The 24685-nt window shown below is 69.8% G+C and carries 28 protein-coding genes; 14 read left to right on the top strand and 14 right to left on the bottom strand.

Features of this window, described 5'->3' with window-relative positions:
• Positions 1–227 precede the first annotated feature (227 nt).
• Entirely contained in the window at positions 228–425 is a 198-nt protein-coding gene (locus ACGFIW_RS17495) for a hypothetical protein (RefSeq protein ID WP_393316229.1), read from the top strand.
• A gap of 96 nt (positions 426–521) precedes the next feature.
• On the opposite strand, the gene ACGFIW_RS17490 is transcribed toward ACGFIW_RS17495, so the two are convergent.
• Positions 522–1058: an NUDIX domain-containing protein gene (locus tag ACGFIW_RS17490; protein ID WP_393316226.1), complete on the bottom strand. Its 537-nt coding sequence runs from the start codon at positions 1056–1058 to the stop codon at positions 522–524.
• Between the two features lie 199 nt (positions 1059–1257).
• Between ACGFIW_RS17490 and ACGFIW_RS17485 the strand changes: the two genes are divergently transcribed.
• The 7 genes from ACGFIW_RS17485 (at position 1258) to ACGFIW_RS17455 (ending at position 8944) form a co-directional block, all read left to right on the top strand.
• Complete coding sequence (locus ACGFIW_RS17485) at positions 1258–2568, top strand: helix-turn-helix domain-containing protein (protein WP_393316223.1); 1311 nt, start codon at positions 1258–1260, stop codon at positions 2566–2568.
• 149 nt (positions 2569–2717) lie between these two features.
• On the top strand, positions 2718–2897 hold the full coding sequence (locus ACGFIW_RS17480) for a hypothetical protein (protein WP_393316220.1): 180 nt from the start codon (positions 2718–2720) through the stop codon (positions 2895–2897).
• The gene (locus ACGFIW_RS17475) at positions 2884–4038 is read left to right on the top strand and encodes a helix-turn-helix domain-containing protein (RefSeq protein WP_393316218.1); all 1155 of its coding nucleotides are present in this window, start codon (positions 2884–2886) and stop codon (positions 4036–4038) included. The genes ACGFIW_RS17480 and ACGFIW_RS17475 overlap by 14 nt, the downstream gene beginning before the upstream one ends.
• A gap of 808 nt (positions 4039–4846) precedes the next feature.
• Positions 4847–5557, top strand: coding sequence for a tryptophan 2,3-dioxygenase family protein (locus tag ACGFIW_RS17470; protein ID WP_393316215.1), 711 nt, complete (start codon positions 4847–4849; stop codon positions 5555–5557).
• The gene (locus tag ACGFIW_RS17465; protein WP_393316213.1) at positions 5541–6764 is read left to right on the top strand and encodes a tryptophan 2,3-dioxygenase family protein; all 1224 of its coding nucleotides are present in this window, start codon (positions 5541–5543) and stop codon (positions 6762–6764) included. The genes ACGFIW_RS17470 and ACGFIW_RS17465 overlap by 17 nt, the downstream gene beginning before the upstream one ends.
• Positions 6765–7925, top strand: a complete 1161-nt coding sequence (locus ACGFIW_RS17460; protein WP_393316210.1) for an aminotransferase class V-fold PLP-dependent enzyme — start codon at positions 6765–6767, stop codon at positions 7923–7925.
• Positions 7922–8944 carry a methyltransferase gene (locus ACGFIW_RS17455; RefSeq protein WP_393316208.1) on the top strand — a complete coding sequence of 341 codons (1023 nt, stop codon included), beginning with the start codon at positions 7922–7924 and terminating at the stop codon, positions 8942–8944. Before ACGFIW_RS17460 ends, ACGFIW_RS17455 begins: the two co-directional genes overlap by 4 nt.
• 247 nt (positions 8945–9191) lie before the next feature.
• On the opposite strand, the gene ACGFIW_RS17450 is transcribed toward ACGFIW_RS17455, so the two are convergent.
• From ACGFIW_RS17450 to ACGFIW_RS17440, 3 genes are all read right to left on the bottom strand, one after another.
• Positions 9192–10058, bottom strand: coding sequence for a metallophosphoesterase family protein (locus tag ACGFIW_RS17450; protein ID WP_393316205.1), 867 nt, complete (start codon positions 10056–10058; stop codon positions 9192–9194).
• 70 nt (positions 10059–10128) lie between these two features.
• Positions 10129–10416, bottom strand: coding sequence for a hypothetical protein (locus ACGFIW_RS17445; RefSeq protein WP_393316202.1), 288 nt, complete (start codon positions 10414–10416; stop codon positions 10129–10131).
• Positions 10410–10730: a hypothetical protein gene (locus ACGFIW_RS17440; protein WP_393316199.1), complete on the bottom strand. Its 321-nt coding sequence runs from the start codon at positions 10728–10730 to the stop codon at positions 10410–10412. Before ACGFIW_RS17440 ends, ACGFIW_RS17445 begins: the two co-directional genes overlap by 7 nt.
• A 180-nt stretch (positions 10731–10910) precedes the next feature.
• On the opposite strand from ACGFIW_RS17440, the gene ACGFIW_RS17435 reads away from it, so the two are divergent.
• Positions 10911–11762, top strand: a complete 852-nt coding sequence (locus tag ACGFIW_RS17435) for an alpha/beta fold hydrolase (protein WP_393316196.1) — start codon at positions 10911–10913, stop codon at positions 11760–11762.
• Positions 11763–11851: 89 nt separating this feature from the next.
• Here ACGFIW_RS17435 and ACGFIW_RS17430 read toward each other — a convergent pair whose 3' ends face one another.
• From ACGFIW_RS17430 to ACGFIW_RS17405, 6 genes are read right to left on the bottom strand one after another with little or no spacing between them, the layout of a single operon-like run.
• Entirely contained in the window at positions 11852–12868 is a 1017-nt protein-coding gene (locus ACGFIW_RS17430) for a methyltransferase (RefSeq protein WP_393316193.1), read from the bottom strand.
• Positions 12869–12910: 42 nt separating this feature from the next.
• Positions 12911–13540, bottom strand: a complete 630-nt coding sequence (locus ACGFIW_RS17425) for a hypothetical protein (RefSeq protein ID WP_393316191.1) — start codon at positions 13538–13540, stop codon at positions 12911–12913.
• Positions 13537–14943 carry a selenium-binding family protein gene (locus ACGFIW_RS17420; RefSeq protein WP_393316189.1) on the bottom strand — a complete coding sequence of 469 codons (1407 nt, stop codon included), beginning with the start codon at positions 14941–14943 and terminating at the stop codon, positions 13537–13539. Before ACGFIW_RS17420 ends, ACGFIW_RS17425 begins: the two co-directional genes overlap by 4 nt.
• Before the next feature lie 14 nt (positions 14944–14957).
• Positions 14958–15689, bottom strand: coding sequence for an ABC transporter ATP-binding protein (locus ACGFIW_RS17415; RefSeq protein ID WP_393316186.1), 732 nt, complete (start codon positions 15687–15689; stop codon positions 14958–14960).
• Complete coding sequence (locus ACGFIW_RS17410) at positions 15662–16495, bottom strand: ABC transporter permease (protein ID WP_393316183.1); 834 nt, start codon at positions 16493–16495, stop codon at positions 15662–15664. Before ACGFIW_RS17410 ends, ACGFIW_RS17415 begins: the two co-directional genes overlap by 28 nt.
• Entirely contained in the window at positions 16492–17472 is a 981-nt protein-coding gene (locus tag ACGFIW_RS17405; protein WP_393316180.1) for an aliphatic sulfonate ABC transporter substrate-binding protein, read from the bottom strand. Before ACGFIW_RS17405 ends, ACGFIW_RS17410 begins: the two co-directional genes overlap by 4 nt.
• Before the next feature lie 176 nt (positions 17473–17648).
• Between ACGFIW_RS17405 and ACGFIW_RS17400 the strand changes: the two genes are divergently transcribed.
• The gene (locus ACGFIW_RS17400) at positions 17649–18824 is read left to right on the top strand and encodes an LLM class flavin-dependent oxidoreductase (protein ID WP_393316177.1); all 1176 of its coding nucleotides are present in this window, start codon (positions 17649–17651) and stop codon (positions 18822–18824) included.
• Between the two features lie 28 nt (positions 18825–18852).
• On the opposite strand, the gene ACGFIW_RS17395 is transcribed toward ACGFIW_RS17400, so the two are convergent.
• The 4 genes from ACGFIW_RS17395 to ACGFIW_RS17380 all read right to left on the bottom strand — a co-directional run bounded on the left by ACGFIW_RS17395 (position 18853) and on the right by ACGFIW_RS17380 (position 21163).
• Positions 18853–19194: a DUF1036 domain-containing protein gene (locus tag ACGFIW_RS17395; RefSeq protein ID WP_393316174.1), complete on the bottom strand. Its 342-nt coding sequence runs from the start codon at positions 19192–19194 to the stop codon at positions 18853–18855.
• A gap of 3 nt (positions 19195–19197) precedes the next feature.
• Positions 19198–19581 (bottom strand): hypothetical protein, encoded by a 384-nt coding sequence (locus ACGFIW_RS17390; RefSeq protein ID WP_393316171.1) that lies wholly within the window; start codon positions 19579–19581, stop codon positions 19198–19200.
• A 365-nt stretch (positions 19582–19946) separates the two neighbouring features.
• Positions 19947–20351 (bottom strand): hypothetical protein, encoded by a 405-nt coding sequence (locus ACGFIW_RS17385; protein ID WP_393316168.1) that lies wholly within the window; start codon positions 20349–20351, stop codon positions 19947–19949.
• 53 nt (positions 20352–20404) lie between these two features.
• Positions 20405–21163 carry a hypothetical protein gene (locus ACGFIW_RS17380; protein WP_393316166.1) on the bottom strand — a complete coding sequence of 253 codons (759 nt, stop codon included), beginning with the start codon at positions 21161–21163 and terminating at the stop codon, positions 20405–20407.
• 438 nt (positions 21164–21601) lie between these two features.
• On the opposite strand from ACGFIW_RS17380, the gene ACGFIW_RS17375 reads away from it, so the two are divergent.
• Genes ACGFIW_RS17375 through ACGFIW_RS17360 form a run of 4 tightly spaced genes read left to right on the top strand, consistent with a single transcriptional unit; the run spans position 21602 to position 24682 of the window.
• Positions 21602–21904, top strand: coding sequence for an urease subunit gamma (locus ACGFIW_RS17375; RefSeq protein ID WP_355029767.1), 303 nt, complete (start codon positions 21602–21604; stop codon positions 21902–21904).
• Positions 21901–22236: an urease subunit beta gene (locus ACGFIW_RS17370; protein ID WP_393316163.1), complete on the top strand. Its 336-nt coding sequence runs from the start codon at positions 21901–21903 to the stop codon at positions 22234–22236. Before ACGFIW_RS17375 ends, ACGFIW_RS17370 begins: the two co-directional genes overlap by 4 nt.
• Entirely contained in the window at positions 22233–23936 is a 1704-nt protein-coding gene (locus ACGFIW_RS17365) for an urease subunit alpha (RefSeq protein ID WP_393316160.1), read from the top strand. The genes ACGFIW_RS17370 and ACGFIW_RS17365 overlap by 4 nt, the downstream gene beginning before the upstream one ends.
• Complete coding sequence (locus ACGFIW_RS17360) at positions 23936–24682, top strand: urease accessory protein UreF (protein ID WP_393316157.1); 747 nt, start codon at positions 23936–23938, stop codon at positions 24680–24682. The genes ACGFIW_RS17365 and ACGFIW_RS17360 overlap by 1 nt, the downstream gene beginning before the upstream one ends.
• The last annotated feature ends 3 nt before the right edge of the window (positions 24683–24685 follow it).

The raw sequence follows: 24685 nt of genomic DNA, 5'->3' as shown, positions 1-24685 counted from the left end.
GCGACGGAGACATTCTGGTCGCTTCTGCTTGGCTACACGATATTGGTTACGCACCAGAATTGGTGGACACTGGCTTCCACTCTCTGGACGGAGCGCGGTGGCTGCTGCGGAACGGATCCGGCCTTCGGCTAGCGGCACTGGTGGCGCATCACTCTTGTGCCTCATACGAGGCTGAAGAACGCGGCCTGGGCGAGGCATTGGTCGCGGAGTTCCCTCGCGAGAAGTCCGTGAGCTCCGATGCTCTCTGGTACGCGGATATGACGACCGGCCCCGACGGTCAGGACTTCACCGTCATGGAGCGGCTGGCTGAGATCCGTGAACGATACGGCCCGGATGACCTGGTGACGCGCTTCTGGAAGAAGGCCGAGCCAGCTCTCATCGAGGCTGTGCGACGGACGCAGGCTCGCGCGGCTCAGCCGATGTAGGGGCTCGCTTCCACGCGGTGGAGGTTCCGGGTTGCGAACCTTGATCAAGCGTCTGAGCTGGTGCGTGACGGATGAGTTGACCTGTACGGGTTGTCGTCACGCGGTCTGCGGCCGAGGCCCTGCTCCGTGTTCTGCTCCGTCAACGGAGGGCAGCGGAACGACCGAGCCGCCAGCAAGGTACAGCGGAGCGGCTAGATCACGAGCGCTCATCGCCGCATGGACTCGCGTGGCGATGTTGCCGGGAAGACGCCGCTCGGCCTCTCGGGGCGAGAAGAAGGCGGCGTCCTCCAACTCCTGCCCCGGCAGATTAACGCTATCGAGGCTGGCGATGGACCCGCAGTCGAACGTGAAGCTGATGATCGCGCGTGGCCGCTGCCCGGCGGGCGGTGCCCAGTCGACTACGAGCAGGTCACCCACCACCACTGAGATGCCCAACTCCTCTCGGATCTCACGGGCGCAAGCATCATGTGGGAATTCGCCCTCGTCGACATACCCACCGGGGAAGGACCAGTGGTCGCGGTACGTGGGCTTGACGAGCAGCACGTTGCCGTCGGGATCGGTGATGTAGGCCGCAGCGGCGGCGTAGAAGGAGGCCAGGTTGGCGTACCAGGTGGCGGGCTCCGTCCAGGTCACCTCGGTGACGCTAGCGGAATCAGACGGGGCTTCCGCACCACGCGGCCGTTGGCGTGGCTGGCGTGCTCTGCAGATCGCTGGAAGTGTTTGATGAATCCAGTCGGCGTCTTGAGCGCCGTCGAGTAATGGTCGATGTACCGTCCGCAGCGGCGATGGCCGGTAACGGTGGTCGCCTACCGCAGTCCCAGCGGGAGCCATGATGTCCGAATCCGCTTCGCCTTTCGCTGAAAGGCTCAGGACTCTGATCAAGAGTCGGGGAGTCAGCTATCGTGCGCTGGCTGGAAAGACCTTCTACAGCAAGAGCTATCTCCACGACCTCGCCTGCGGTCGAAAGACGCCGACCATGAACACTGCTCAGCGTTTGGACGCTGCATTGGAGGCGGGCGGGAGGCTAGCCGCGCTTGCCGTGGCCCCCGGCGCCGAGGAGGAGTGGGCTGTCACCCATGGGTTGCGTTGCGATGCCGAACAGCTCGCCGGCCTGCTCGTCACGCAGGCGCCCAACCCGGAGAACGCGGCCGCACTGGCACATCAATGGTTGATCGCGGAGCCACCGCAGCGATATGAACTGAGCGCAGGCCGGCGGGTCGGGGACGAGACGGTGGCCCGCATCGAAGGTCGGGTTCGCCAGCTTCGACGGTTGGACGACCACGTCGGTGGTGCGGAGACCTACACGATGGTCTCTGCCGAGTTGGCCGCCACCGCTGACCTGCTTCGCGAGGGCAGCTATCGGGGAGCGGCAAATCGGCGGCTCCTCGTTGCCATCGCTGACCTTTGTCAGTTGGCGGGTTTCGTCGCCGAGGACTCCGGCCGGGTCACTGAGGCTCGTCGGCATTATCTGACTGGGATGCGGGCTGCGCACGCTGGTGGCGACACCGCCAGTGCGGCCAACTGCCTCAGCAGCCTGTCCTACCTAGAGGCGAATCTCGGTGACAGGCGCTCTGCCGTCACGTTGGCTCGGTCGGCGTACGTCGGTGGCCGACAGGCGGCCGAGGCCACCGGGCAAGCCCTGCTGCTGGAGCGCGTCGCGTGGGCGCATGCGCGGATGGGTGAGGCGAGTCTTGCCGAGCGGGCACTGGGGAATGTCGGGGAGATCTATCAGGACTGCAACCTGGGCGAGGCCCCTTCATGGGCGTACTGGTTGACCCCCGACGAGGTTCAGGTCATGGCTGGGCGGGTGTGGACCGAGTTGCGCCGGCCGCTGAGGGCGGTGCCGATCCTGGAGAGCGCAGTCGCTTGCTACGGTGACGATTCGCCACGCGAGACCTCCTTGTATCTCAGTTGGCTCACCGAAGCGTTGCTGCAGGCCGGTGAGGTTGAGCATGCTGTGGTCGCCGCGGGTCGATCCGTTGCCCTGGCGCGCTCGGCGCGGTCACAGCGTGCCGTTGACCGTATCGCCGAGCTGCGTCGCATGATTGCCGCCGTCAAAGGCAGACCCGGCGCTGCTGACGAATTTCTGGAGCTGTCCGCCGACCTGTCCGCCGCCGCAGGCGGACACCTCGGAGGACAGTAGCGGACGCGATCTGCCTGGATCGTGGCCAGTGATCGTCACAGGCTGTCACCTGGGCGTCGCTGAATGACCCGTTCTGGAGGTCATAGCGTGCCGGGCGCGACGGCCAGCCCTGTCATGGGCAACTCGCGCCCCGATCCGTGAGGTGGGGGATGAGCGGCACACGAACTGGGCGAAGCGACGAGCCGGCGAGCAAGGGCGAGCAGGCCGAGGCGGCCGAGCGGGAGGCGGCCAAGCAGCGCCTCCTCGCGCAGGCGGAGGCGGAGCGCGTACCCGTGGAGGACACGACTCGTGCGGTCCCGGACCGGCGGTGGCGGCGTGACAAGCGATGACCTGCCGATCGGCCGGCGGGTTGCCCGTTGGCGGGTACGGCGCTCGATGACGCAACAGCAGCTCGCCGACCGCCTCCGCAAATCGAAGAGCTGGGTCGACAAGGTCGAGCGGGGTGCGCGCGCCCTGGACCGGTACTCGGTGATCCATGAGGTGGCCGAGGCGCTGCGGATCGATCCCGAGGTGCTGCTCGGCCAGCAGCCGCAGCGGACGCCGGTCGGCGCTCTCGACGGGGTGGACGACATCCGGGCCGCTCTCGCCCGCTACGACACACCGGAAGCCACCCGGCAGACGACGGAAGAGGCGAGAAGGCAGGTCGGGCACGCCTGGTTGACCTACCAGCATGCGCACTACGCGCAGTTGGTGCGGGTGTTGCCGAGTCTGCTCGATGTCGTGCAGGGCGTGCGGTCCCCGGAGTTGCGGGTGCAGACGTACCGGATCACCTCCGCGTTGCTGGTCAAACTGGGTGAGGCCGACCTCGGGTGGCTGGCCGCTGACCGGGCGATGGCAGTGGCGGGTGACGATCCGGCGCTTGCGGCGACGGCGGCCGTGTCGGTCGGGCAGGCGCTGCGCGCGTCGGGCTGCGACCGTCTCGCCCTGGCCGCGACGCTCGCCGCCGCGAACCGCATCAGGCCGCAACGGTCGCCGGGGGAGTGGGCCGTGGGCGGGACGCTGCTGCTCCAGGCGGCCCTGGCCGCCGCCGGCTCCGGCGAGCACCGCCGCGCCGACGAGCTGACCGACCGGGCCGCGGGCGTCGCCGCGAACCTTCGGGGGTACGACGATGAGCACCGCACCACCTTCGGGCCGGTTGTCGTCGACCTGGCGCGGATCCTGTTGGCGGCCCAGCGGGGTGACGCCGACGAGGCGGTGCGTCGACATGTGTGCGTCGTTCGGCGGGAGGCGTGGCGGCGGCTGCCGGCCGAGCATCGGGGCGCCTACCTGCTCGACGCCGCGCGGGCGTACCTGCAACTGGGTGACCTGCGTGGCGCGGCACGCGCCATGGTCGACGCGGACAGTGTCGCGCCCGCCGAGGTCCGGTGCCGGCCGTTGGCGCGTACCCTCATCGCCGATGTCGCCCGCGCGAAGCCGGCGCCGGCCGGCGTGACGCGCCTGGCGACGTTGGTCGGCCTCACCCGGCCCTGAGTAGCCGGGTCAGCCTCCCGACTGTGGGGTAAGCGGTGATGATCGACTCGGTTTTGGGTGATGCCGGGGTGTCCGAGCCGCTAGCTAGTACGCAGCCGCCGTTTGAGATGTTGCTGGTGGGGCTGGGTAGACGAGGTGCGGCCACCGCGTGATCGTCTGTATGTTGTGGACGAACGTTCGGATCTGACGGTGGCCGCGTGCCACGGCGTAAACCCTGCCCGGTGGCGGCAGGTCCTGACCGGGGTGTGCGATGCGTTCGCGGGACGGTTCGGGCGGGTCGAGCCGCGGCGGGGCGGCGACGGCGTTCGTGACCGGTCTGCGCGACCACCGCCGCGCCGGCCACACATTGGTCGACGCCGCTTTCCGGCATCGCCAACCTCCACAACATCATCGTCGCCGGCTGACCGCAGGCCCGATGCCGGGCAACGCCTTCAACCAGTTACGAGACATCCCTTAAACAGGCATATCTCCACCTTGCGAACGCTCTGGCTGCGGCGCCCGTATCGCAACCGCCGCCGTATAGATCAGAAACAGGCTCTAGGGGGTCAGAAGTGGCAGCGCCAACCAGGCATCCAGCCGCAGAAACTCCTGGTAAGCGGCCAGAATTCAGCTCGTTCGGCGCAGTGCAACCGGAGTCACATCGGCGCAAGGAGACAATCCTCACATTCGCTGAACTCGCCCCACCTATTGACTCTGGCGGATTCCGGCGTTAGCGGATCTGTCGTTAGGTAATTTTGCATTGCCTATTGTAATTGGATAACCGGGCGCGCGATGATTTCCCGGGGACCCGATCGGAAGGGGTGCGCTCGTGAAACGAAAGAACGTTGGGCCTGTGCTGCCCGGTGAGGGTGACACCGACTACGCGCGCTACATGCGTACGGATGCGCTACTTGACCTACAGAGGCGACCTGGGGAGGTGATTCACCGCGATGAACTGCTCTTTCAGGTGACGCACCAGGCCGCTGAACTGTGGCTCAAACTGGCGGCAGCCGACCTGACTGAAGCGATTGCCCGGGTCGACGGGGGCGAGCCTGCGCCGGCCGAACTCCTACTCACCAGGGCGACACTCGCCGTACGGCTCATCACCGACCAACTCGACATGTTGGGCCACCTGCGTCCGGCCGATTTCCAGGCGATGCAGCCAGCACTTGGCAAGGGGTCGGGTGCGGAGTCGCCGGGCTGGCGGCAGGTCCAGGCCGCGGGCCGCAAGCTCGGCCAAGCATTCGCCACCTTCCTCGCCGGCCGAGAGGTCAACCTGGCGACGCTCTACTCCCGGGAACCGTCCGACCCTGCCTACCGTCTCGCCGAGGCCATGGTGGAGTTCGACGATCGAGTCTCGTCATGGCGGGTGCGGCACTACAAGCTGGCCATCCGGGTTGGCAGCCACGGTGTCATTGGCGCTGCGGGCAGCCCGTCGGGCATGCTTGCCAAACTTATCGACTACCGCTTCTTCCCCGACCTGTGGCAGGCGCGCGCGAACCTCGCCCTGGGTAGCACAGTGGGTGCAAGCCTTGCATGAGCTGAAGAACTGGCTGTCGGCTGGCGCGGACCCCGACGCCTTTCCCTACGAGACGGTCGTGGCTGAGTTCCATCGCACTGGCAAGCAATTCGTCGCCGACGACGTCTTCGTTCTCCTCGATTGGATTCGAGCGGTCACCCCGCGGTCTGCGGAAACAAGGCTTCTGCGGGACTTTCTCGACGTCGCGCTTGACAAGCGCGACGGCCGATACGACTACCAGAGCTACCTGGCGCTGAACCTGCTTCGGCTGCCAACCGTTGAGCCGACCGACGACCAGCGGGTTGACCTGCGACGACAACACGACCGCCTCTACGTACACCTCATCGCCGATGCCCTCGCGTTCGAGTTGGCCGTCGAAACTGGTATGACCGATCTGCTTCCCCTGCAACGACCGGGCCCGGAACGGGTGGCCAAACGTTACCGGCTCGGACTACGGGCCGTGTCGGCGGCGCTGGCCCGGCAGGGCCGGTCGGCCATGACCGATCTGGCCGAGCCTGCGGCCGCGGTGGCCGCGATGCACGACGCGGTGGTCGCGGACCAGAGCCCCACAGAGCGGCGGGCCTTGCTGATCGGAATGCTGCCGGTCTACGTGGTGCACGACGAGTATCTCTTCATCCGGGTGCTTCAGGCATACGAAGCCACGTTCGCTCTGCTCGCCGCCGAGGTGCAGGCGACGGTCGAGGCTCTGACGGTCGGGCATGCCGAGGCAGCGGCCGAACAACTGGCGTACGGCCGGGAACTGCTCAATTCTGCCGCGCCGCTCTTCTCGCTGATGGCCACCATGCAGCCGAAGTCGTTCCGCGCGTTCCGCGTCTACACCGAGGGTGCCAGCGCGATTCAGTCCCGGTCCTACAAACTCGTCGAGTCGCTGTGCCGCTCACCGGAGGAGCCGCGCCTGTCCTCCGCCGCCTACCTGTCGGTGCCTGAGGTGCGCGACCGGGTGCTGGCCGGCCAGCCGTCGGTCGAGCACGCCTACCACGAGGCGAGCCGACTCGGCCGCCTGTGTGAACCTGACCGACTCCTACTCGAAACGCGGATGGGGGAATTCGCGAACGCGCTGACCCAGTGGCGTCAGACTCATTACCGAATTGCTAGCCGGATGCTTGACACCCGCATGGGAACCGGATATACCGAGGGCACGCCCTACCTGGCAGTGACCCGATCCATACCAGTGTTCACTCCGGCAGGCAATGCGAGGCGAGCCTAGATGAACGGAACCCCCGATCCGTGCGCCACGCCGCAGGCGGTACTCCGCGAGCAGTTTCCATTGCTGAGTACGTGTATCTATCTCAACAATAACTCGACCGGTGCCGTACCGAAGGGTGCTGAACACGTCCTGACTCAGTATTGGGAGACGCTACGTACCTGGCGCGACGGCGTCTGGGACGCCTGGCACGACGGCATCCAGAAATACACCGATGGCTTGGCGGCGTTCATCGAAGCCGAACCGGGCAGCGTGGCAATCGACGCCAACCTGAGCACTTTACTGGCACGGGTCGCCTCCTGTTTCGACTACCAGGCACCCCGCAACCGTGTGGTGACGACGGATCTGGAGTTCCCGACCATCCCGTTCATCTGGAACGCGTTCCGGCGATACGGCGCCGTGCTCGACGTGGCCGGCTCGGGCGGGCCACGCATCGACGAGGAGGAATTGCTGCGGCGAATCGATGAGCAGACGCTGCTCGTGTGCGTGTCACACGCAAGCTACTCGTCCGGGGCCACCATCGACCTGGGTCGTGTGGTGAAACACGCACACAGTGTTGGAGCCCTGGTCATCGTCGATGCGTTCCAGAGCGTCGGGATCATGCCGCTCGACGTCACCACACTCGGCGTCGATTTCGTCCTCGGAGGCGCCCACAAGTGGATGTGCGGCGTCGGCAACGCGTTCCTGTACGTCCGCCCCGACCTGTTGCCCGGCCTCGAACCCGCGGCAACCGGCTGGCAGGCCGGCGACCGGGCGCTGACGTTCCAGCCATCGACAGGCTGGGCGCCTGACGCGCGACGGTTCACCGGCGGGACACCGTTCCCCCTCACGTCGCTCATCTCCCAGATCGGCCTGGACCTGCTCAGCGGTGTCGGCATCGAAGCGATCCGCGCGCACTCACTGGTCTGCACGGAGCGGATCCTCAGACGCGCCGAGGCGGCCGGCATCTCGGTGGTCAGCCCGGTCGAGCCATATCGGCGCGGTGGCGTGGTGTGCCTGGACATCCCCGACGGCGAGGCGGTCAAGCAGCGGCTGGCCCAGCGCGACATGATCTGCAGTTGGCGTAGATACCTGCGGATCGGCCCCCACATCTACAACACACTGGACGAGATCGACGAGTTCATGGACGCGCTCGAGGACGTGTCACGAGGGGCTGGGCGATGACGACCTCGCTCTCGCCACGTGCGCTGATGAGCCTGCTCTTCAACGGTTCCAAAGCCGTCGACGTGGTGACGACCGCGCTCCACGTCGGGCTGCTCGACGCGCTGGAACCTGGGCCGGTAAGCCTTCGCGAACTCGCCGAACGCTTCGAGATGCAACCGTTGCGGCTCTACAAGTTTCTGGACTGTCTGGAGAGTCTCGGGTTCCTCGACCGGGACGAGCCGAGCGACGACATCAACGAGACCATGTATAGCGCCGTTCCCGGCCTCCGCGCCGCTGCGGCGGCTGCCGTCGGGCCGCACGCGATCGAGCGCGACCGCGACACGTACCCCTGGCAGCGGTTGCACGGCCGGTTGGCGGAGAGTCTCCGCGGCGATGTGAGCATGACAGAGGACGACTTCTCCTGGCCTCCAAAGACCGACGAACAGACGGAGGCATTCGAGCGGAGCATGTCCGCCGGGCTCGGACCAGTCATCGAGACCTTCGGCCGTCACGCGCACCTTCTGTGGCCAGGGCGGCGCCGCTTCCTCGACGTCGGCGGCGGTGCCGGCACGCTTGCCGCGCACGTCCTCGACGACGCCACGCACCTGCGGGCCGACGTGTATAACCTGCCGGCCGTCGCCCCTCTGGTCGAAGAGACCCGCAGGCGGTGCGGCCACCAGGACCGACTCGGATTCGTCGGCGGCGACTTCTTCGCCGAGCCACTACCGGCCGGCTACGACGCGCTCGCGTTCGTCCGGGTACTGCACGATTGGCCTACCCCGGAATCTCGCAGACTCGTCGAGAAGGCGTACGAGGCACTGCCGCCGGGCGGGCTGCTACTGATCTGCGAGGAGTTCCGCACTCCGGACCGGCTCGCGATGCAGTTCTTCTGGTCCTACTTCCTCATCGGCGTCGACAGCGCTGTCAGCCGGCTCCGCGAGGTCAGCTTCTACACCAGCCTGCTGGCGGAGATCGGATTCACCGACATCCAGGTCCTGCCCGGAGCCTGGGAACTCGTCACGGCGCACAAGCCGGGCTGACCGGACGAGGGCAAACGTTAGTGGACACCGCTACGTTGGTCGGCCTCACCCGGCCCTGAGTGGCCGGGCCAGCCTCCCGACTGTTGGGAAAGCGCTGATGATCGACTCGGTTTTGGTGAAACCGGGGTGTCCGAGCCGCTGGGATACCGCGGGTTTGCCAAAGCCGAGTCGATCTTGGGTTTGCGCGCTGCCCGCGCTGCCCCGCGCGCTGCCCGCGCCGGTAGGCGTGGCGCGACCGGTCTCGGTCTTACCCGGTGACGGACACGCGCCGGCGCAGGTCCTCGGCCGGGTCGATGGTGCGCACCGGGTCGGGCACCGAGCCGCGCCGCCGCCACTCGCGCGGGTAGCCCAGCGAGACCTCCTCGAACCGCACCCCGTCGTAGAAGGTCGTGCGAGGAATGTGCAGGTGCCCGTAGACCATCGTGGCCGCACCGAAGCGCAGGTGCCAGTCGCGGGTGTGGACGGTGCCGCACCACTGGGCGAACTCCGGATACCACAGAACGTCGGTGGGTTCGCGCACCAGCGGGTAGTGGTTGACCAGCACGGTCGGCAGGGCCGGGTCGCGCTCGGACAGCCGGCGCTCGGTCTCGATGATCCGGGCGTCGCACCACGCTTCCCGGCTCGGGTAGGGGTCGGGGTGCAGCATCGCCTCGTCCGAGCAGACCACCCCGGCCTTGTACGCCAGATCCAGTGACTCCTGTTTGGTGCGCGCCGCGGGCACCCGGAACGTGTAGTCGTAGAGCACGAAGAGCGGGGCGACCGTGGCCGGGCCGCCCACGCCGTCCCAGACCGGGTACGGATCCTCCGGGGTGACGACCCCCAACTGTCGACACATGCGGACCAACTCGTGGTAGCGCGCCTCGCCGCGGAGTTGCACCGGGTCGTCGGTCGGGGTCCACAGCTCGTGGTTGCCCGGTGCCCAGACGACCTTCGCGAACCGGGTGCTCAGCAGCGCCAGTGCCCACTCGACGTCGGCGTACCGCTCGGCCACGTCGCCGGCGACGAGCAGCCAGTCGCCGTCGTGGTCCGGGTGTAGCTCCTGGACGAACGAGCGGTTCTCCGGGTACGCGATGTGCAGGTCGCTGACGGCCCGCAGCCGAGGCGAAAGACTCACCCTCCGAGGTTAGGCCGTCGCGACCCGATCCGGACACCCCTGTCCTGCCGTCTCGCGCCAGCGGAGGCGGTCAGCAGAACCAGCCGTCCTGCACCCAGCCGCGTCGGTTGACATACCCGTACGCGAAGCCGTAGACGTAGCCGCCGCTGCGGGGACCCTCGACCAGGAACGTCTGACCCTGGTAGAGAGTGCCCATCCAGGCGCCGTTGGGTTGGGTGCGGACGAACAGGTCGCTCGCGCACACCGTCTCCCGTTGGCCGATCGTGCCGTTGGCGGCCTGCGCGGGGGACGGCAGGGTCACGGTGGCGGCGACGAGCCCGGCGAGCAGGCCGGCGACCGTCCGACGTCGGGTCACCATGAGTCGTACCCGCCGATGCACTCGGCGCGCAGGTAGCCCCAGTCGTTGGGGCCGAAGTCGAACGACGCCGCCCACCCGTTGTAGACCGGGTGGGCCCCCGGCGTGTGGCCGATCTTGTTGCCGTAGACCAGGGTGCGCTTGAGGCCGGTCGGCCCGCCGGCCGAGTCGTAGTTGGCGTAGAAACTGGCGCTCTGACAGACCACGATGGCGTGCCGTGGCACCACCGGGTCGGCGTGTGCCGGTGTCGCGCCCACTGCGGCCGTGGCCGCTCCGATGGCCAACGCGGCGACCCTCACGAGCATTCGTCGGGGCATGCCCACCTCCCGTACGCCGAAACTTTCCTACCGGCGAGCGTACCGATGAGGTTGATATATGTCGATGGTGCGGTGGGCGGGTGAGCGCCTGCCGGGGGTGCCTTCGGTAGTCCGCATATCCGCCGACGCGGCGGGAAAGCCGTGACGTCCGACAGCCCGAAACCGGAGCAGGAGACAAACATGCCTTTCATCACCGTGGGGACGGAAAACTCCGCACCCATCGACCTGTACTACGAGGATCACGGATCCGGTAAGCCGGTGGTGCTGATCCACGGCTTCCCGTTCAACGGGGCGACCTGGGAGAAGGAAACCAGGGCGCTGCTCGACGCCGGATACCGGACGATCACCTACGATCGGCGCGGTTACGGCAACTCCGCCCAGCCCGCGTTCGGGTACGACTACAACACGTTCGCCGCGGACCTGGACGTGCTGATGACCGAGTTGGACCTGAACGACGTGACCCTGGTGGGGCACTCGATGGGCACCGGCGAGGTGATCCGCTACCTGGGCAACTACGGCTCCCAGCGAGTGAGTCGGGCCGTGGTGCTCAGCCCGCTGCAACCCATGTTGGCCAAGGCCAGCGACAATCCGGAGGGTGTCGAGCGGAGCCTCTTCAAGGGCTTCCAGGACGCCATCGTCAAGGATCGCTTCGCGTACCTGACGTCGTTCTGCGACGCGTTCTTCAACCCGGATCAGAACATGGGCAAGCGGGTCAGCGAGGAGGCGTACCGGGCGCACTGGCAGATCGGTGCCATGGCCTCCGGCAAGGCCACCCACGACAGTGTGGACGCCTGGCAGGAGGACTTCCGCCAGGACCTGCCGAAGATCAACATTCCGGTGTTGATCGTGCAGGGTGACCAGGACCGGGTGCTGCCCTACCCGGTGACCGGTCAGCGGCTCGGGCCGATGATGCCGACCGGCACGCTCGTCACACTCAAGGGCGCGCCGCACGGTATTCCGTGGACCCACGCCGACGAGGTCAACAAGGCGATCATGGACTTCATGAAGCAGCCGGCGAAGGCCCGCGCCTGACCCGTACCGGTAGCCGATCGGACGCCGGCGCCGTGCGGCGCCGCGACACCCGGCCCACGGTTCGCACCGGGGCCGGGTGTCGCCGGCGGTCAGGGCCGGTGGGCCACCACCGCGCCGTTGGCGCCCGGGGCGTCGAACGGCACGGTACGCACGTCGACGAAGCCGGCGTCGGCAAGCCAGGTCCGGTATTCCGCGCCCGAGTAGTTGCGCCCGCCCTCAGTCTCGACGAGCATGTTCATCCCCATCAGCGCCGCCTCCGGTGGCCCGGTGCGCTCGTCGTTGAGCAGCAGCTCGCAGACGACGATCGCCCCGCCGGGCGGCAGCGCCGCGTGGCAGCGGGCCAGCAGCGCCCGGTTGGTGGGCTCGTCCCAGTCGTGCAGGATCATGCTGAGCAGGATGACGTCGTGCCCGTCGGGCAGCTCCGGGTCGACGAGGAAGTCACCGGCCACCGCGTCGATCCGGTCGGTCAGGCCGGCCTCGGCGATCCGCTCCCGGGCCCGGACGCAGACGTGCGGCAGGTCCAGCACCGTTGCCCGCAGGTCGGGCAGACGGCGGCAGAACTCGATGGGGAACGCGCCCGCCCCACCGCCCACGTCGAGCAGGCGCTGATGGGCGGAGAAGTCGTACGCGTCGGCCAACGCGCTGGCGGTGAAGCTGGACGTGGAGAACATCGCGTCCCAGAACTGCGCCAGCATCGCCGGGTCGGCGGTGTCGAACATCGACTGCTGCGACTCCGGATCCCAGGTCAACGGCCGATCGGTGCGCAGGGCCTCGCCGATGCGGTGCCAGGGCAGGTAGGTGCGCAGGTCCGAGTAGCGCACCTGCGCGCCGAAATAGTACGGGCGGCCCTCGACCAGGAACTGCTCGGCCAACTCGGTGTTGCGGTAGCCGGCGCCGGCCTTCTCCAACAGGCCGAGTGAGGCGCTGGCGGCCAGCAACAGGTCCGCGGGCCGGTCGGGCAACCCGAACTCGGCGGAGACGTCCTCCACGGTCATCGTCCGCCCGCCGGCCAGCCGGGTGAACAGGCCGAGCTCGACGCCGACCGCGAGGGTCTTGAAGCCCCACACACCGGCCACCAGGCGCATGAGGGGAGTGGGAGTGGTCACGTGGACATGAGATCACAGGTTGTCGAAGTCCACGATGGTGGTTCACACCCGGATCAGCGTCACCAGCCCCGCCGCGACAAGCACGCCGGCCCACAGCCGGTCGACGTTGAACCAGGCCCGACGCAGCACGCCGACCCCGAGCACCTGGTAGACGAGCATCGCCACGGCCAGGGCGACCCCGAGCATCGCCGCGGTGTGCACGCCGGCCGCGGCGAGCCCGGACAGCGCACCCGCCGGTGCGGAGGCCAGGTGCCCGGAGTGGCCCCCGGCCACCGGCTCGGCCACCAGCACCGGCACCAGCATCAGACCTGCGCCGTGCGCCGACGACATGAGAAACGACCAGCCGGCGAGCTGCGCCGAGGACAGTCGCATCCCCGCCCAGCGGAAGTGCCGCTCGGACAACAGCCGCCACAACCCGAAGGCCACGAGCAGCACGCCGCCGACCACCGCCACGGCGGTGCTCGCCGTCACCGACCGGGTCGCGGCCACCAGCGCCGCGACGATGGCCACCGAGGCGAGGTGCCCCGCCGCGATCGGCGGCAGTGAGCGCAGCAGCGCCGCACTGCTGCGTTCCTGCAAACCCCGGGCCACCGCGAACAGCCAACCCATCGCCGGGTTCAGACCGTGGAACGCGCCGAGCGCGGCGAGCGTCGCCAGGGTGGAGACGGTCACGGAAAGCAGTACGAGTCGGAGGACGCGTCCCCGCCCTGCAACCGGGTCTGGTGCACCCGCAACCCGCGGAACGCCTCGCCGTGTGGGAAGAACCGCTCGTCCGGGGTCAGCCCACCGGCGTCGGTGTCGACGTCGAGCTTTGCCAACCAGGCACCCACCCCGTCGGGGTAGAACTGGTCGTCCCACGCGCCGTAGAGGGAGTTGCTGACATAGACCCGCCGGCCGTCCCGGCTCACCTCGACCATCTGCGGGCCGCCCGCGAGGGCCTCGTCCGGGGCGGACGGGTGGGGGGTGCGGCGGACGATGCCGCCCAGGTGCACCGAGCCGGTCTGCACCGGGTGCAGCGGGTCGCCGACGTCGTACTGGCGCAACTCCCCGGTGCCCCAGCAGGAGACGTAGAGGAACCGGTCGTCCACCGACAGGTCGATGTCGGTCACCAGTGGCGGCACCGCGCCGAACGGCTTGAGCAGGTCGGGCAGGTCCGCCGGGTCGGCCGGCTCCGCCGGGATGTCGATCACCTTGGTGACCGCCCAGGCGTCCCCGTCGCGGTGCCACAGCCACACCGAGGCGGACAGGTCCTCGACGCTGATCACCACCCCGACGAACCCGTACGATTTCGTCGGATCGTGCGCGGGGCGCAGCTCCAGCGGCATCTGATACTGATCACCCAGGTCGACGCGCTGCACGTGGCGACGCTTGGCGAGATCCCAGAAGTGGATCGCGTGACCGTAGCGTCGACCCAGCAGCAGCTCGCCGACGATGCCGTCCTCAATCATCGACGGGGTGCCCCACTCGCTGGTGACGAGCACGTCCTGGGTGAGGTGCCACCACACGTCGTACGCCAGGAACTGCGGACCCCGGTCGGCCTCCCACGCCGCGCGGACCTCGAAGGTGGTGTGGTCCAGGATCGCGATGCCGCCCGGACCCTCCGCGCCGTCCGCGCCGCCCAGAGCCGAGACGTAGATGCCGTCCGGCCCACAGTGCACGGTGTGCGGCCGCGAGTAGCCGGCCTTCTTCGCCAACTCCTCCGGCCCGATCACCTTGACCACCTGGGGCTGGCGCGGATCGGGCTGCGTGTCGAGCACGTGGATGCGCGACGACCGCAGGCCCGGCACGATCAGGTAGCGCCGCTCCACGTGCGGGTGCGGCGCGGTCGGGCAGAGCGCGCTGCTGCACGCGTTCCACCCGAAGTGGTGCACCTCGTCGCCGAGGTGCGGCAGGTCGGTCCAGCCGACGACGGTGCCGTAGGCGGGGGAGTCGGGGTCGGTGTCCAGCACCGCGATGGCGTCCGGGCGGCTGGCCGTCCGGTCGAAGGCCGCCACGTAGGCGAGCTTCTCCGCCGGTGCGCTCACCGCCTCGGCGGGGGAGGGGTAGAAGGTGGGATCGGGGGTCCAGCGGGTCATCGGGTCTCCGCTCGTCAGGTCGTGGGAACGCCGAGTCGGTCGAGCAGGTGCCGGCGCAGCGCGCCGAAGGCCGGGTCGTCCGGCGTACGGGTGGGGGCCAGGTCGACGGGCAGGTCCGCGGCGATGCGGCAGTCGTCGAGGAGCAGGATCCGGTCGGCGAGCAGCAGCGCCTCCTCCACGTCGTGGGTGACCAGCAGGGCGGCGAAGCCGTGCTCGGCGCGCAGCCGACGCAGCAGGACCTGCATCCGCAGTCGGGTCAGCGCGTCCAGCGCGCCGAACGGCTCGTCGAGCAGCAGCAGGTCCGGTTCGCGGACCAGGGCCCGTGCGACCGCGACCCGTTGCGCCTGCCCACCGGACAACTCCGCCGGCCAGGCGCGGTGCCGTTCGGCGAGCCCGACCTCGGCCAGCGCGCGCTGGATCCGACCGGCCGTGTCGGCCCCGGACAACCCGAGCCCGACGTTGGCCGCCACCCGCTTCCAGGGCAGCAACCGGTGCTCCTGGAAGACCACGGCGGCCCTGCCGTGCACGACGATCTCACCGCTGGCCTCGCCGTCCAGGCCGGCGAGGATCCGCAGGAGGGTGCTCTTGCCCGAGCCGCTGCCGCCCAGCAGGGCCACCACCTCGCCCCGGGCGATGGTCAGGTCGACTCCGGCCAACACGACCGTCGGCCCGAACGCCCGGTGCACCGCGTGCGCGGTCAACACCGGCGTCGAACCGGTCAGGTGGCCCGCAATCCGCGACGCCATGTCAACATCCTCCTCTCCAACACCCGCAACGCAAGGTCGGATATCAGCCCGAGCAGGGCGTAGACGAGCAGGCCGAGCACCACCACGTCGGTCTGGCTGAACTCCCGCGCCTCCATCATCAGGAAGCCGATCCCGGTCTGGGCGTTGACCTGCTCGCCGACGACCAGGCTGAGCCAGGCCGCGCCGATCGCCAGCCGCAGGCCGAGGAAGAGCGACGGCAGCGCGCCGGGCAGCACCACGTGCCGCAGGCGGGCGGCCTGCCCCAACCCGCAGGTACGGGCGGCCTCCACCAGCCGCTCGTCGATGTCCCGGATGCCGGCGTAGGTGTTGAAGTAGATGGGGAAGAACACGCCGAGCGCCACCAGGCTGATCTTGAGCGACTCGCCGATGCCGACCCAGATGATCAGCAACGGCACCAGTCCCAGGTGCGGCAGCATCCGGGCCATCTGCACCGGTGGGTCGACCAGGTCGTCGCCGAGCCGCAGCAGACCGGCCACCGTGCCCAGGATCAGCGCCAGGAGGCCGCCGATCAACAGCCCCGCCCCGGCGCGGGTGAGGGAGTCCAGCAGGTGCACGGGAAGTGTCCCGTCCCGGGTCAGCCGCCAGCCGGTGGCCAGGACGTCGCTGGGCGCGGGCAGCTTCTCCGGTGCCAGCAACCCGGTGCGGCCAGCCAACTCCCAGCCCAGGACCAGCGCCACCGGGCTGATCAGCCGCCGGTGGCGGCGGGCCGACCGGGCACGTCGAGGCGTGCCGGGCGCGGTGGTCGCGACCTCGGGAGGGGCCTCGGCGAGCGTCGTGTGGCTCACTGGAAGACCGCACTGAACCGGTCGTCGACCCGGGCGCGGAGATCGACCGGCCCGGGAATGAGGTCCAGGGCGATGAAGCTGTCGGTGATGGCCTGGAGTTCGTCACCGATGGCCGGGGTGACCGGGGCGAGGGGTCGGGCGCTGCGGGCCAGGGCGCGGGTGGTGACGTCCTGCGGGATCTTCAGTTCGGGGGCGAGGATGCTGGCCCGCTCCTCGGGATGCGCGATGCCCCAGTCGGTCACGTCGCGGTAGTGCTGGAGGAAGGCCCGTACCTCGTCCGAGCGCTTCGAGACGGCGTCCGGGGCGGCCAGGACGTACTCGCGGTTGCTGGCCAGACCCGTCGCGTCCGCGAGCACCTGGACCCCCGGTTGCTCGGCCAGCGCGAAGTACGGGTCCCAGATCACCCAGGCGTCGACCTGGCCGCCGTCGAACGCGGGCCGCCCCTCGGCGGGCTTGAGATATTTGACCTGGATGTCCTTCAAGGTCATGTTGTTCGCCTTGAGGAGTTGGACCAGCAGCCAGTGCACGTTGGACCCCTTGTTCAGGGCCACCGTCCTGCCCTTGAGGTCGGCGAAGCTGCGGTAACCGCGGTCGGCCTTGACGAGCACGGCCTCACCCTGCGGGATCGGCGCCGAGGTCCCGATGATGGAGAACGGGATCTTCCCGGCGGCGGCGAAGACGGGCGGGGCCTCGCCGACCTGCCCGATGTCGATCGAGCCGGCCTTGAGCGCCTCGGTGAGCGCCGGGCCACTCTCGAACAGCGACCACTCCACATCCGGTGCGGCGCCGCGTGCCTTGACCAGGCTGAGGCCGCCGAAGCGCTGGTACCCGATCCGGAGTTTTTCCGGGGTGCCGCCGTCCGCGTCGGCGGACCCGCCGCACGCGCTCACCGCGACCGTGGCGAGCAACGTCACGGTGGTGAGCGCTGCCGTCAGGAGGCGGCGATGCGGGGGGCGGCTCGTCGAGGGGGTGGGCATGGCGGCTCCTCGGGTCGGGGCAGGCGGGTGGCAGCGCATCGACAGGTGTCGGCGCCGGCGGTAGCCTACTAACCCGATAGGTTTTATGGGTAGGCTGTCCGCTCGATCGTCCCACCCCTCAGGAGGTGCCCGCCGCACCGCGAGCGCCGACCGTCCCGCTGGAGGAAAAAGCCGCGATGACCCTCACCTTCCACTGGTTCCTGCCCACCAACGGTGACAGCCGGGACATCGTCGGCGGCGGACACGGCGTACCGACCGGTGCCGCCGGAGGAGCCCGCCCGGCCAGCGTCGCGTACCTCGGACAGATCGCCCGCAGCGCCGAGCAACTCGGCTTCGTCGGCGCGCTCACCCCGACCGGCGCCTGGTGCGAGGACGCCTGGCTCAGCACCGCGATGCTGACCGAGGTGACCGAGCGACTCAAGTTCCTGGTCGCCTTCCGGCCCGGGCTGCTCGCCCCCACCCTGGCCGCCCAGATGGCCTCGACCTTCCAGCGGCTGTCCCATGGCCGGCTGCTGCTCAACGTCGTCACCGGCGGCGAGTCGCAGGAACAACGGGCCTACGGCGACTTCCTGGACAAGGACGCCCGGTACGCCCGGTGCGACGAGTTCCTGCACGTGGTCCGCGCGCTGTGGCGCGGTGAGACGGTCGACCACACCGGCACCCACGTACGCGTCGAACAGGCGCGACTGCACCGGTTGCCCGACCCGGCCCCGCCCGTCTACTTCGGTGGGTCCTCCGCCGCCGCGCTGCCGGTGGCGGCGCGGCACAGCGACGTCTACCTGACCTGGGGTGAGCCGCCGGCCCTGGTCGCCACCAAACTGGCCCGGGTCCGCGCGCTGGCCGCCGACGCCGGGCGCGAGGTGCGCTTCGGCATCCGGCTGCACGTCATCGCCCGGGACACCGCCGAGCATGCCTGGGCGCAGGCCCGGCGACTGCTCGACGGCATCGCCGAGGCCGACATCCGGGCCGTACAGGACGGGCTGCGGCGTAGTGAGTCCGAGGGGCAGCGCCGGATGCTCGACCTGCACGGCGGTTCCCGTGACGGCCTGGAGGTCGCCCCCAACCTGTGGGCGGGGGTCGGGCTGGTCCGTGGTGGGGCCGGCACCGCCCTCGTCGGCAGCCACACCGAGGTCGCCGATCGGATCGCCGAATACCACGCGCTCGGCATCGACGAGTTCATCCTCTCCGGCTATCCGCACCTGGAGGAGGCGTACTGGTTCGGTGAGGGCGTGCTGCCGATCCTGCGCGACCGCGGGCTGTGGCGGCACCCCGACGGACCGTCCGGCGTTGCGGTGAACGTCGACGTGCCGTTCGCCGCGATGCCCACGCCGCAGCCGGCCGCGGCCCACTGACCGGCCGGCCCGGCTGGGGAGCGGCGGCTCACGGTGTGAGATTGACCGTGTGGTTGTCGCTGGGTATGTAGACCTCGCGGAGCCCGACGACCCGCGCGTTGGTACTGCCGACACTCGAGCACCAGTTGAAGGCGGTCTGCGGGACGTAGATGGGTCCGTACTGGCCGGTCCACACCGCGCCGTCGGCGGCCTCGGCATAGTAGTAGGCGTAGCGATTGTTCGTGTTCAACACGTACGCTTGGCCGCCGTTGTCAATGGTCCACCAGCCCCGGGTTCCCCACGAGGAACCGTCGGAGTTGCAGCCGGTGTCGTAATACATGATCGCGACCCAGATCCGAGGGCCGTAGCTGTTGCGGAAATGCAGCTGCATCGCTCAGTCCTCCACGGTCCACGGCGCCGGGCGGCGGCTCAGCGGGGTGGCGATGATGCGGCTGTGGTTGGGGGTGAGACGGGCCCCGGAGGCGGTGCCGGGCTCGGGCCCCGTCGCCTGGCCCGGCCGGACGTTGGTCATGCTCCCGGCACGAGCGCGGGCCCGGCTCGCCTGCTGGGGAGCGATCCCCGGTGCCGGCGCGGCGCCGAAGCCGCCCGGCGCGTCCGGGACAGCCGACGCACTGGTGTCATTCGCTGACGCGCCGGCACCGACCGCGGCGATGCCGGCGGCAGTCAGGCCGAGCACGCCGCCGATGCGTAGGAGTACGCGCCTGCTCAACGACGCGTCGGCGGGATCGGGTGGATTAGGATACGGGGAATCAGACATAATTCGGCCCCTTTCTGACTGCTTTCTCCTGCGGATCTGGCCGTTTCGGGTGGTCGTCGATCCGACAACCGACAAGCGGTATTGACGGCTCCCTATCGAAGGTATGACGCCTGTTATGAGCCGGTCCAGAGTTTGGAAAAAGGGGCACAACCCGAAAAATCCCGAATGACCAGGCTGAATGCCTCGCCTAATTTGCCAACTGTCTGAAATGGGTCTCTCGCATCGCGCGCATGCTCGTCGAGCACCAGCGGGTCGCCACAACGGCAAAGGATGTGAAGGGAGCCAGGACGACTGTCCCCACGGAGACCGAGCGCCGACAGGTGCTTACCGTCGTTGCGGCATTCGCCGCGGCTATGTGCTCGCGGCTAGCCGGGCCGGCCGGCCCGGCGTCGGGCGAACCGCCGCGCAGGGAAGCTGACCGCGATGCTGCCGGCCCCCATGCCCAGCAGCACCAGAATCCCACCAACCACCCACAACCCGCTGTCGTCGGTCGACGCGGCCCGCCAAGACCAGGCCGCCGTGAACGCCACGGTCATCACCGGCGCCACCAGCCACGGGCTGAGCCGCGTCCCGGCGAGCGCGGCCAGCAGCACGAGCGTCAACACGCAGCCGACCACCTGCCACGGCTCGTACGGGCCGCTGCTCGCGCCGGTCTGCTCGTCAACCGTGTACCTGGTGTCCCAGCCCAGCCAGAGGACCCACGCCCCGACCGTGGCTGTCGCCAGGAACAGAACACCGAGCAGTGCCCGGGTACCCCTCGTCGCCGTCATCCGGCGATCATGCCGTGCCCATCACCGCACCGGTATCGGGCCACCGGCGGCGCTCAGGCGCCGGTGGCGTCCCAGACCACGACGTGGACGACGAACACCTGATCCCTGCCGGGCGGGGCGATGGTCGCGAACCCCACGCGCCCCTCCGAGGTGCGGAAGCAGAAGTCCGCCCCCGGCGTGAACGACGCCCGCGCCGACCCGGAGCCACCCTGGGCGCAGGTTTGGTACGCCCGACTGGGGTCGCCCCCGGAGTACTGGTAGACGTTCGGCGGGTTGGCCACCTGGATGTTGTCCGACCGGATGTCCGCCCAGTCGTGGTACAGGTCGAGCCCGTCGGTGGCCCCGCCGGCGTGTTTCGCGACGACCTGCTGACCCGGCTGGTCCACGTCGATCGCGGCAGCGCGGGGCAGCACCACGTCGCGGTCCACGAGGACGCGCGGCGCGTCCGGGTCGACACCGTTGGCGGGTGGTGTGGTGGGCGGCGCAGACGACCCCACGGTAGCGGCGACGGCGGTGCTCGGCGGGGAAGCGTCGCCCGATGCCGACGGGGTGGGCGTAGAGGTGCCAGCGGCGGGGGGCGGCGGCGTCGACGGACGGCCGAGTTGTGTCGCCACGACGCCGCCGAGCAGCACACAGCCGAGCGCGAGTAGCGCGACCGCCAGCCGGGTCCGCTGGTACCAGAACCAGAACCCGCCGAGCAGCAGCACGGCCGTGAGGGTGAGGACGATCAGCAACGCGTCCCGGCGCAGCACGCTCTGCACCGCCGTGACCACGCCGAGGACGTTGGCCGCCACGCCCACCACGGTGAGCATCCGGATCCTACGCTCGGCGTCGCCGCTGGCCGCGGGCGCTGACTCCGGCATGACGCTGCCTCCCCTGTGGACGGTGCTGGTCACGCCGAGGCCCGACCGGAACGGCGAACAACCCGCCCCGGTCATGCTCTCACCAACCCGCACGTCGCCGGGGACCAGGACACGCGGGGACGGACGACGATCCGCGCCGGACTGTTGCCTCGGTCGGTGGCGATCCTCTACGGTCTGCTCAGCGGTGGGCGGTGCGGTCCGCATCCGATCCGACACCGCCGGTTGCCCGTCGTTCGGGCCGGGATGGTGGAGTCCCGGGTCGACCCGTCGGCGGCGGCTCGGCGGTCGTGTGACCCCAACTCATCATCCCGGGTGCGTTGCCGCCCGGCGCGGCTCACTGCGGAGCCGACGACGAGTGGGGCACGCTTACCCCACCGGGAGAGCCCCGTGTTCCTCAGCCCGCACGAGCAGGATCGCCTGCTCGTCCATGTCGCGGCCGATGTCGCCCGCCGCCGCCGTGAGCGCGGCCTGCGTCTCAACTATCCCGAAGCGGTCGCGCTGATCACCGCGTTCCTGCTGGAAGGTGCCCGCGACGGCCAGTCGGTGGTCGACCTCATGTCGACGGGCCGGACCGTGCTCAGCCGGGACGACGTCCAGGACGGCATCCCCGAGCTGCTGAGGGAGGTGCAGGTGGAGGCGACGTTCCCGGACGGCACCAAGCTGGTGACGGTGCACCACCCGATCCCGTGATCCCGGGGGAGATCCTGCCGGCCGCCGACCCGGTGGAGATCAACGTGGGTCGTCCGGTGACCACACTGCTCGTGGTGAACACCGCCGACCGGCCGGTGCAGGTGGGTTCGCACTACCACTTCGCCGAGTGCAACCCGGCGCTGGCGTTCGACCGGGCTGCCGCCTGGGGGCAGCGGCTCGCGGTGCCGGCGGGCACCTCGGTCCGGTTCGAGCCGGGCATCAGCCGCAGCGTCGACCTCGTCCCGTTCGGGGGAGCGCGCATCGTGCCGGGACTGCGCGCGGAGTGCGCCGGGCCGCTGGACCCGCCGTCGGCCGACGGGTCACCGGAGTGAGCGCCGTGCGGCGGGACCGCTACATCGACCTGTACGGGCCGACGACCGGTGACCGGATCCGGCTGGCCGACACCAACCTGCTGATCGAGGTGGAGACCGACCACTGCGTGGGCGGTGACGAGGCGGTCTTCGGCGGCGGGAAGGTGATCCGCGAGTCGATGGGCCAGTCCCGGGCGACCCGCGCCGAGGGGGCGCTGGACACCGTCATCACCGGTGCCGTGGTGCTCGACCACTGGGGTGTGGTCAAGGCCGACGTGGGGCTGCGCGACGGACGGATCGTGGCGCTCGGCCGGGCCGGCAACCCGGACACCATGCCCGGCGTCCACCCCGACCTGGTCATCGGCCCGGCCACCGAGGTGATCGCCGGCAACGGGCGGATCCTCACCGCCGGCGCGGTGGACACCCACGTGCACTTCATCTGCCCGCAGATCGTCACCGAGGCCCTCGCCAGTGGCATCACCACGATGGTCGGCGGCGGCACCGGGCCGGCCGAGGGGACCCGGGCCACCACCGTCACCCCGAACGCCTGGCACCTGGCCCGGATGCACGAGGCCCTGGACACGCTGCCGGTCAACGTGCTGCTGCTCGGCAAGGGCAACACCGTCTCCCCCGAGGCGCTCTGGGAGCAGTTGCGGGCCGGCGCGGGCGGCTTCAAGCTGCACGAGGACTGGGGCACCACCCCGGCGGCGATCGACGCCTGCCTGCGGGTGGCCGACGCGTCCGGGGTCCAGGTGTCGATCCACACCGACACGCTCAACGAGGCCGGTTTCGTCGCCGACACCCTGCGCGCGATCGGCGGCCGGGCCATCCACTCGTACCACACCGAGGGCGCCGGCGGCGGGCACGCACCGGACATCATCACCGTGGCGAGTGAGCCGAACGTGTTGCCGTCGTCGACGAACCCGACCCGGCCGTACACCGCCAACACCCTCGCCGAACACCTGGACATGTTGATGGTCTGCCACCACCTCAACCCGTCCGTGCCGGAGGACCTGGCCTTCGCCGAGAGCCGGATCCGACCGTCCACGATGGCCGCCGAGGACCTGCTGCACGACCTCGGCGCGATCTCCATCATCGGCTCCGACGCGCAGGCGATGGGCCGGGTCGGCGAGGTGATCATGCGGACCTGGCAGAGCGCGCACGTGATGAAGGACCGGGTCGGCGCACTGCCGGGTGACGGGGCCGCCGACAACCACCGGGCCCGACGGTACGTCGCGAAATACACCATCTGCGCCGCCATGGCCAACGGGTTGGAGGACGAGGTCGGCTCGGTCGAGCCGGGCAAGCTCGCCGACCTGGTGCTCTGGGACCCGGCGTTCTTCGGCGTACGACCGCACCTGGTGCTCAAGGGCGGCATGATCGCGTACGCCCAGATGGGTGACGCCAACGCGTCGATCCCCACGCCGCAGCCGATGCTGCCGCGGCCGATGTTCGGGGCGTACGGCGCGGCGGCCGCCGCCACCAGCCTGGCCTTCGTGGCGCCGGCGGCCCTGGACGCGGGGCTCCGCCTCGACGTGCGACGGCGGGTGGTGCCGGTGCGCGACGTGCGGTCGCGGGGCAAGGCCGACCTGCCGGAGAACAACGCGATGCCGCGGATCGAGGTGGATCCGGACACGTTCACGGTACGGATCGACGGGCAGGTGGTGGAGCCGGACCCGGTGACCCGGCTGCCGATGGCCCAGCGGTACTTCCTGTTCTGATGGCGACACCGAGCCTGCTGTTGCTGTTGGCCGACGGACGCTTCCCGGCCGGGGCGCACGCGCACTCCGGGGGTCTGGAGGCGGCCGTCGCCGCGGGCCGGGTCACCGACCTGACCTCGTTGGAGGCGTTCCTGGCCGGGCGGTTGGCCACCGCCGGCCTGGTCGGCGCGGCCTTCGCGGCGGCCGCGCACCGGGCGGCGGTGCCGGGCGAACCCGGCGTGGCCGAGGTCGCCGGGTCGGTCGGACGGTCCGACGTGTCAGCCCGGTCCGCCGCGCGGTTGCACACGCTGGCCCAGCTCGACGTGGAGCTGGACGCGCGTACCGCGTCGCCGACCCTGCGGGCGGTCTCCCGCCGGCAGGGCCGGGCGCTGCTGCGTGCCGGACGGGCCATCTGGCCGGATGCCCCGTTCGGTGACCTGCCCCCGACGCCGGGCGGCGCACACCAACCGCTGGTACTGGGACTGCTCTGCGCCGCGGCCGGGCTGTCCCGTCTCGAAACCGCCACGGTCGCCGCCTACGGGACGCTGACCGGGGCGGCCAGCGCCGGCGTACGCCTGCTCGGCCTCGACCCGTACCAGGTCCAGGCCCTGCTCGTCGGTCTTGCCGACGCCTGCGACGGCACGGCCGCCGAGGCGGCTCGGGCCGCCGACGATTCACCGGAGCGGCTGCCGGCCGCTGCCGCTCCACTCGCCGACATCCATGCCGAAATCCATGCCACCTGGGAGGTGCGTCTCTTTGCGTCCTGAGAC

Source organism: Micromonospora sp. NPDC048935 (genome assembly GCF_043197875.1).
Classification (GTDB): Bacteria; Actinomycetota; Actinomycetes; order Mycobacteriales; family Micromonosporaceae; genus Micromonospora.
This window is presented reverse-complemented; position numbering and strand designations above follow the sequence as displayed.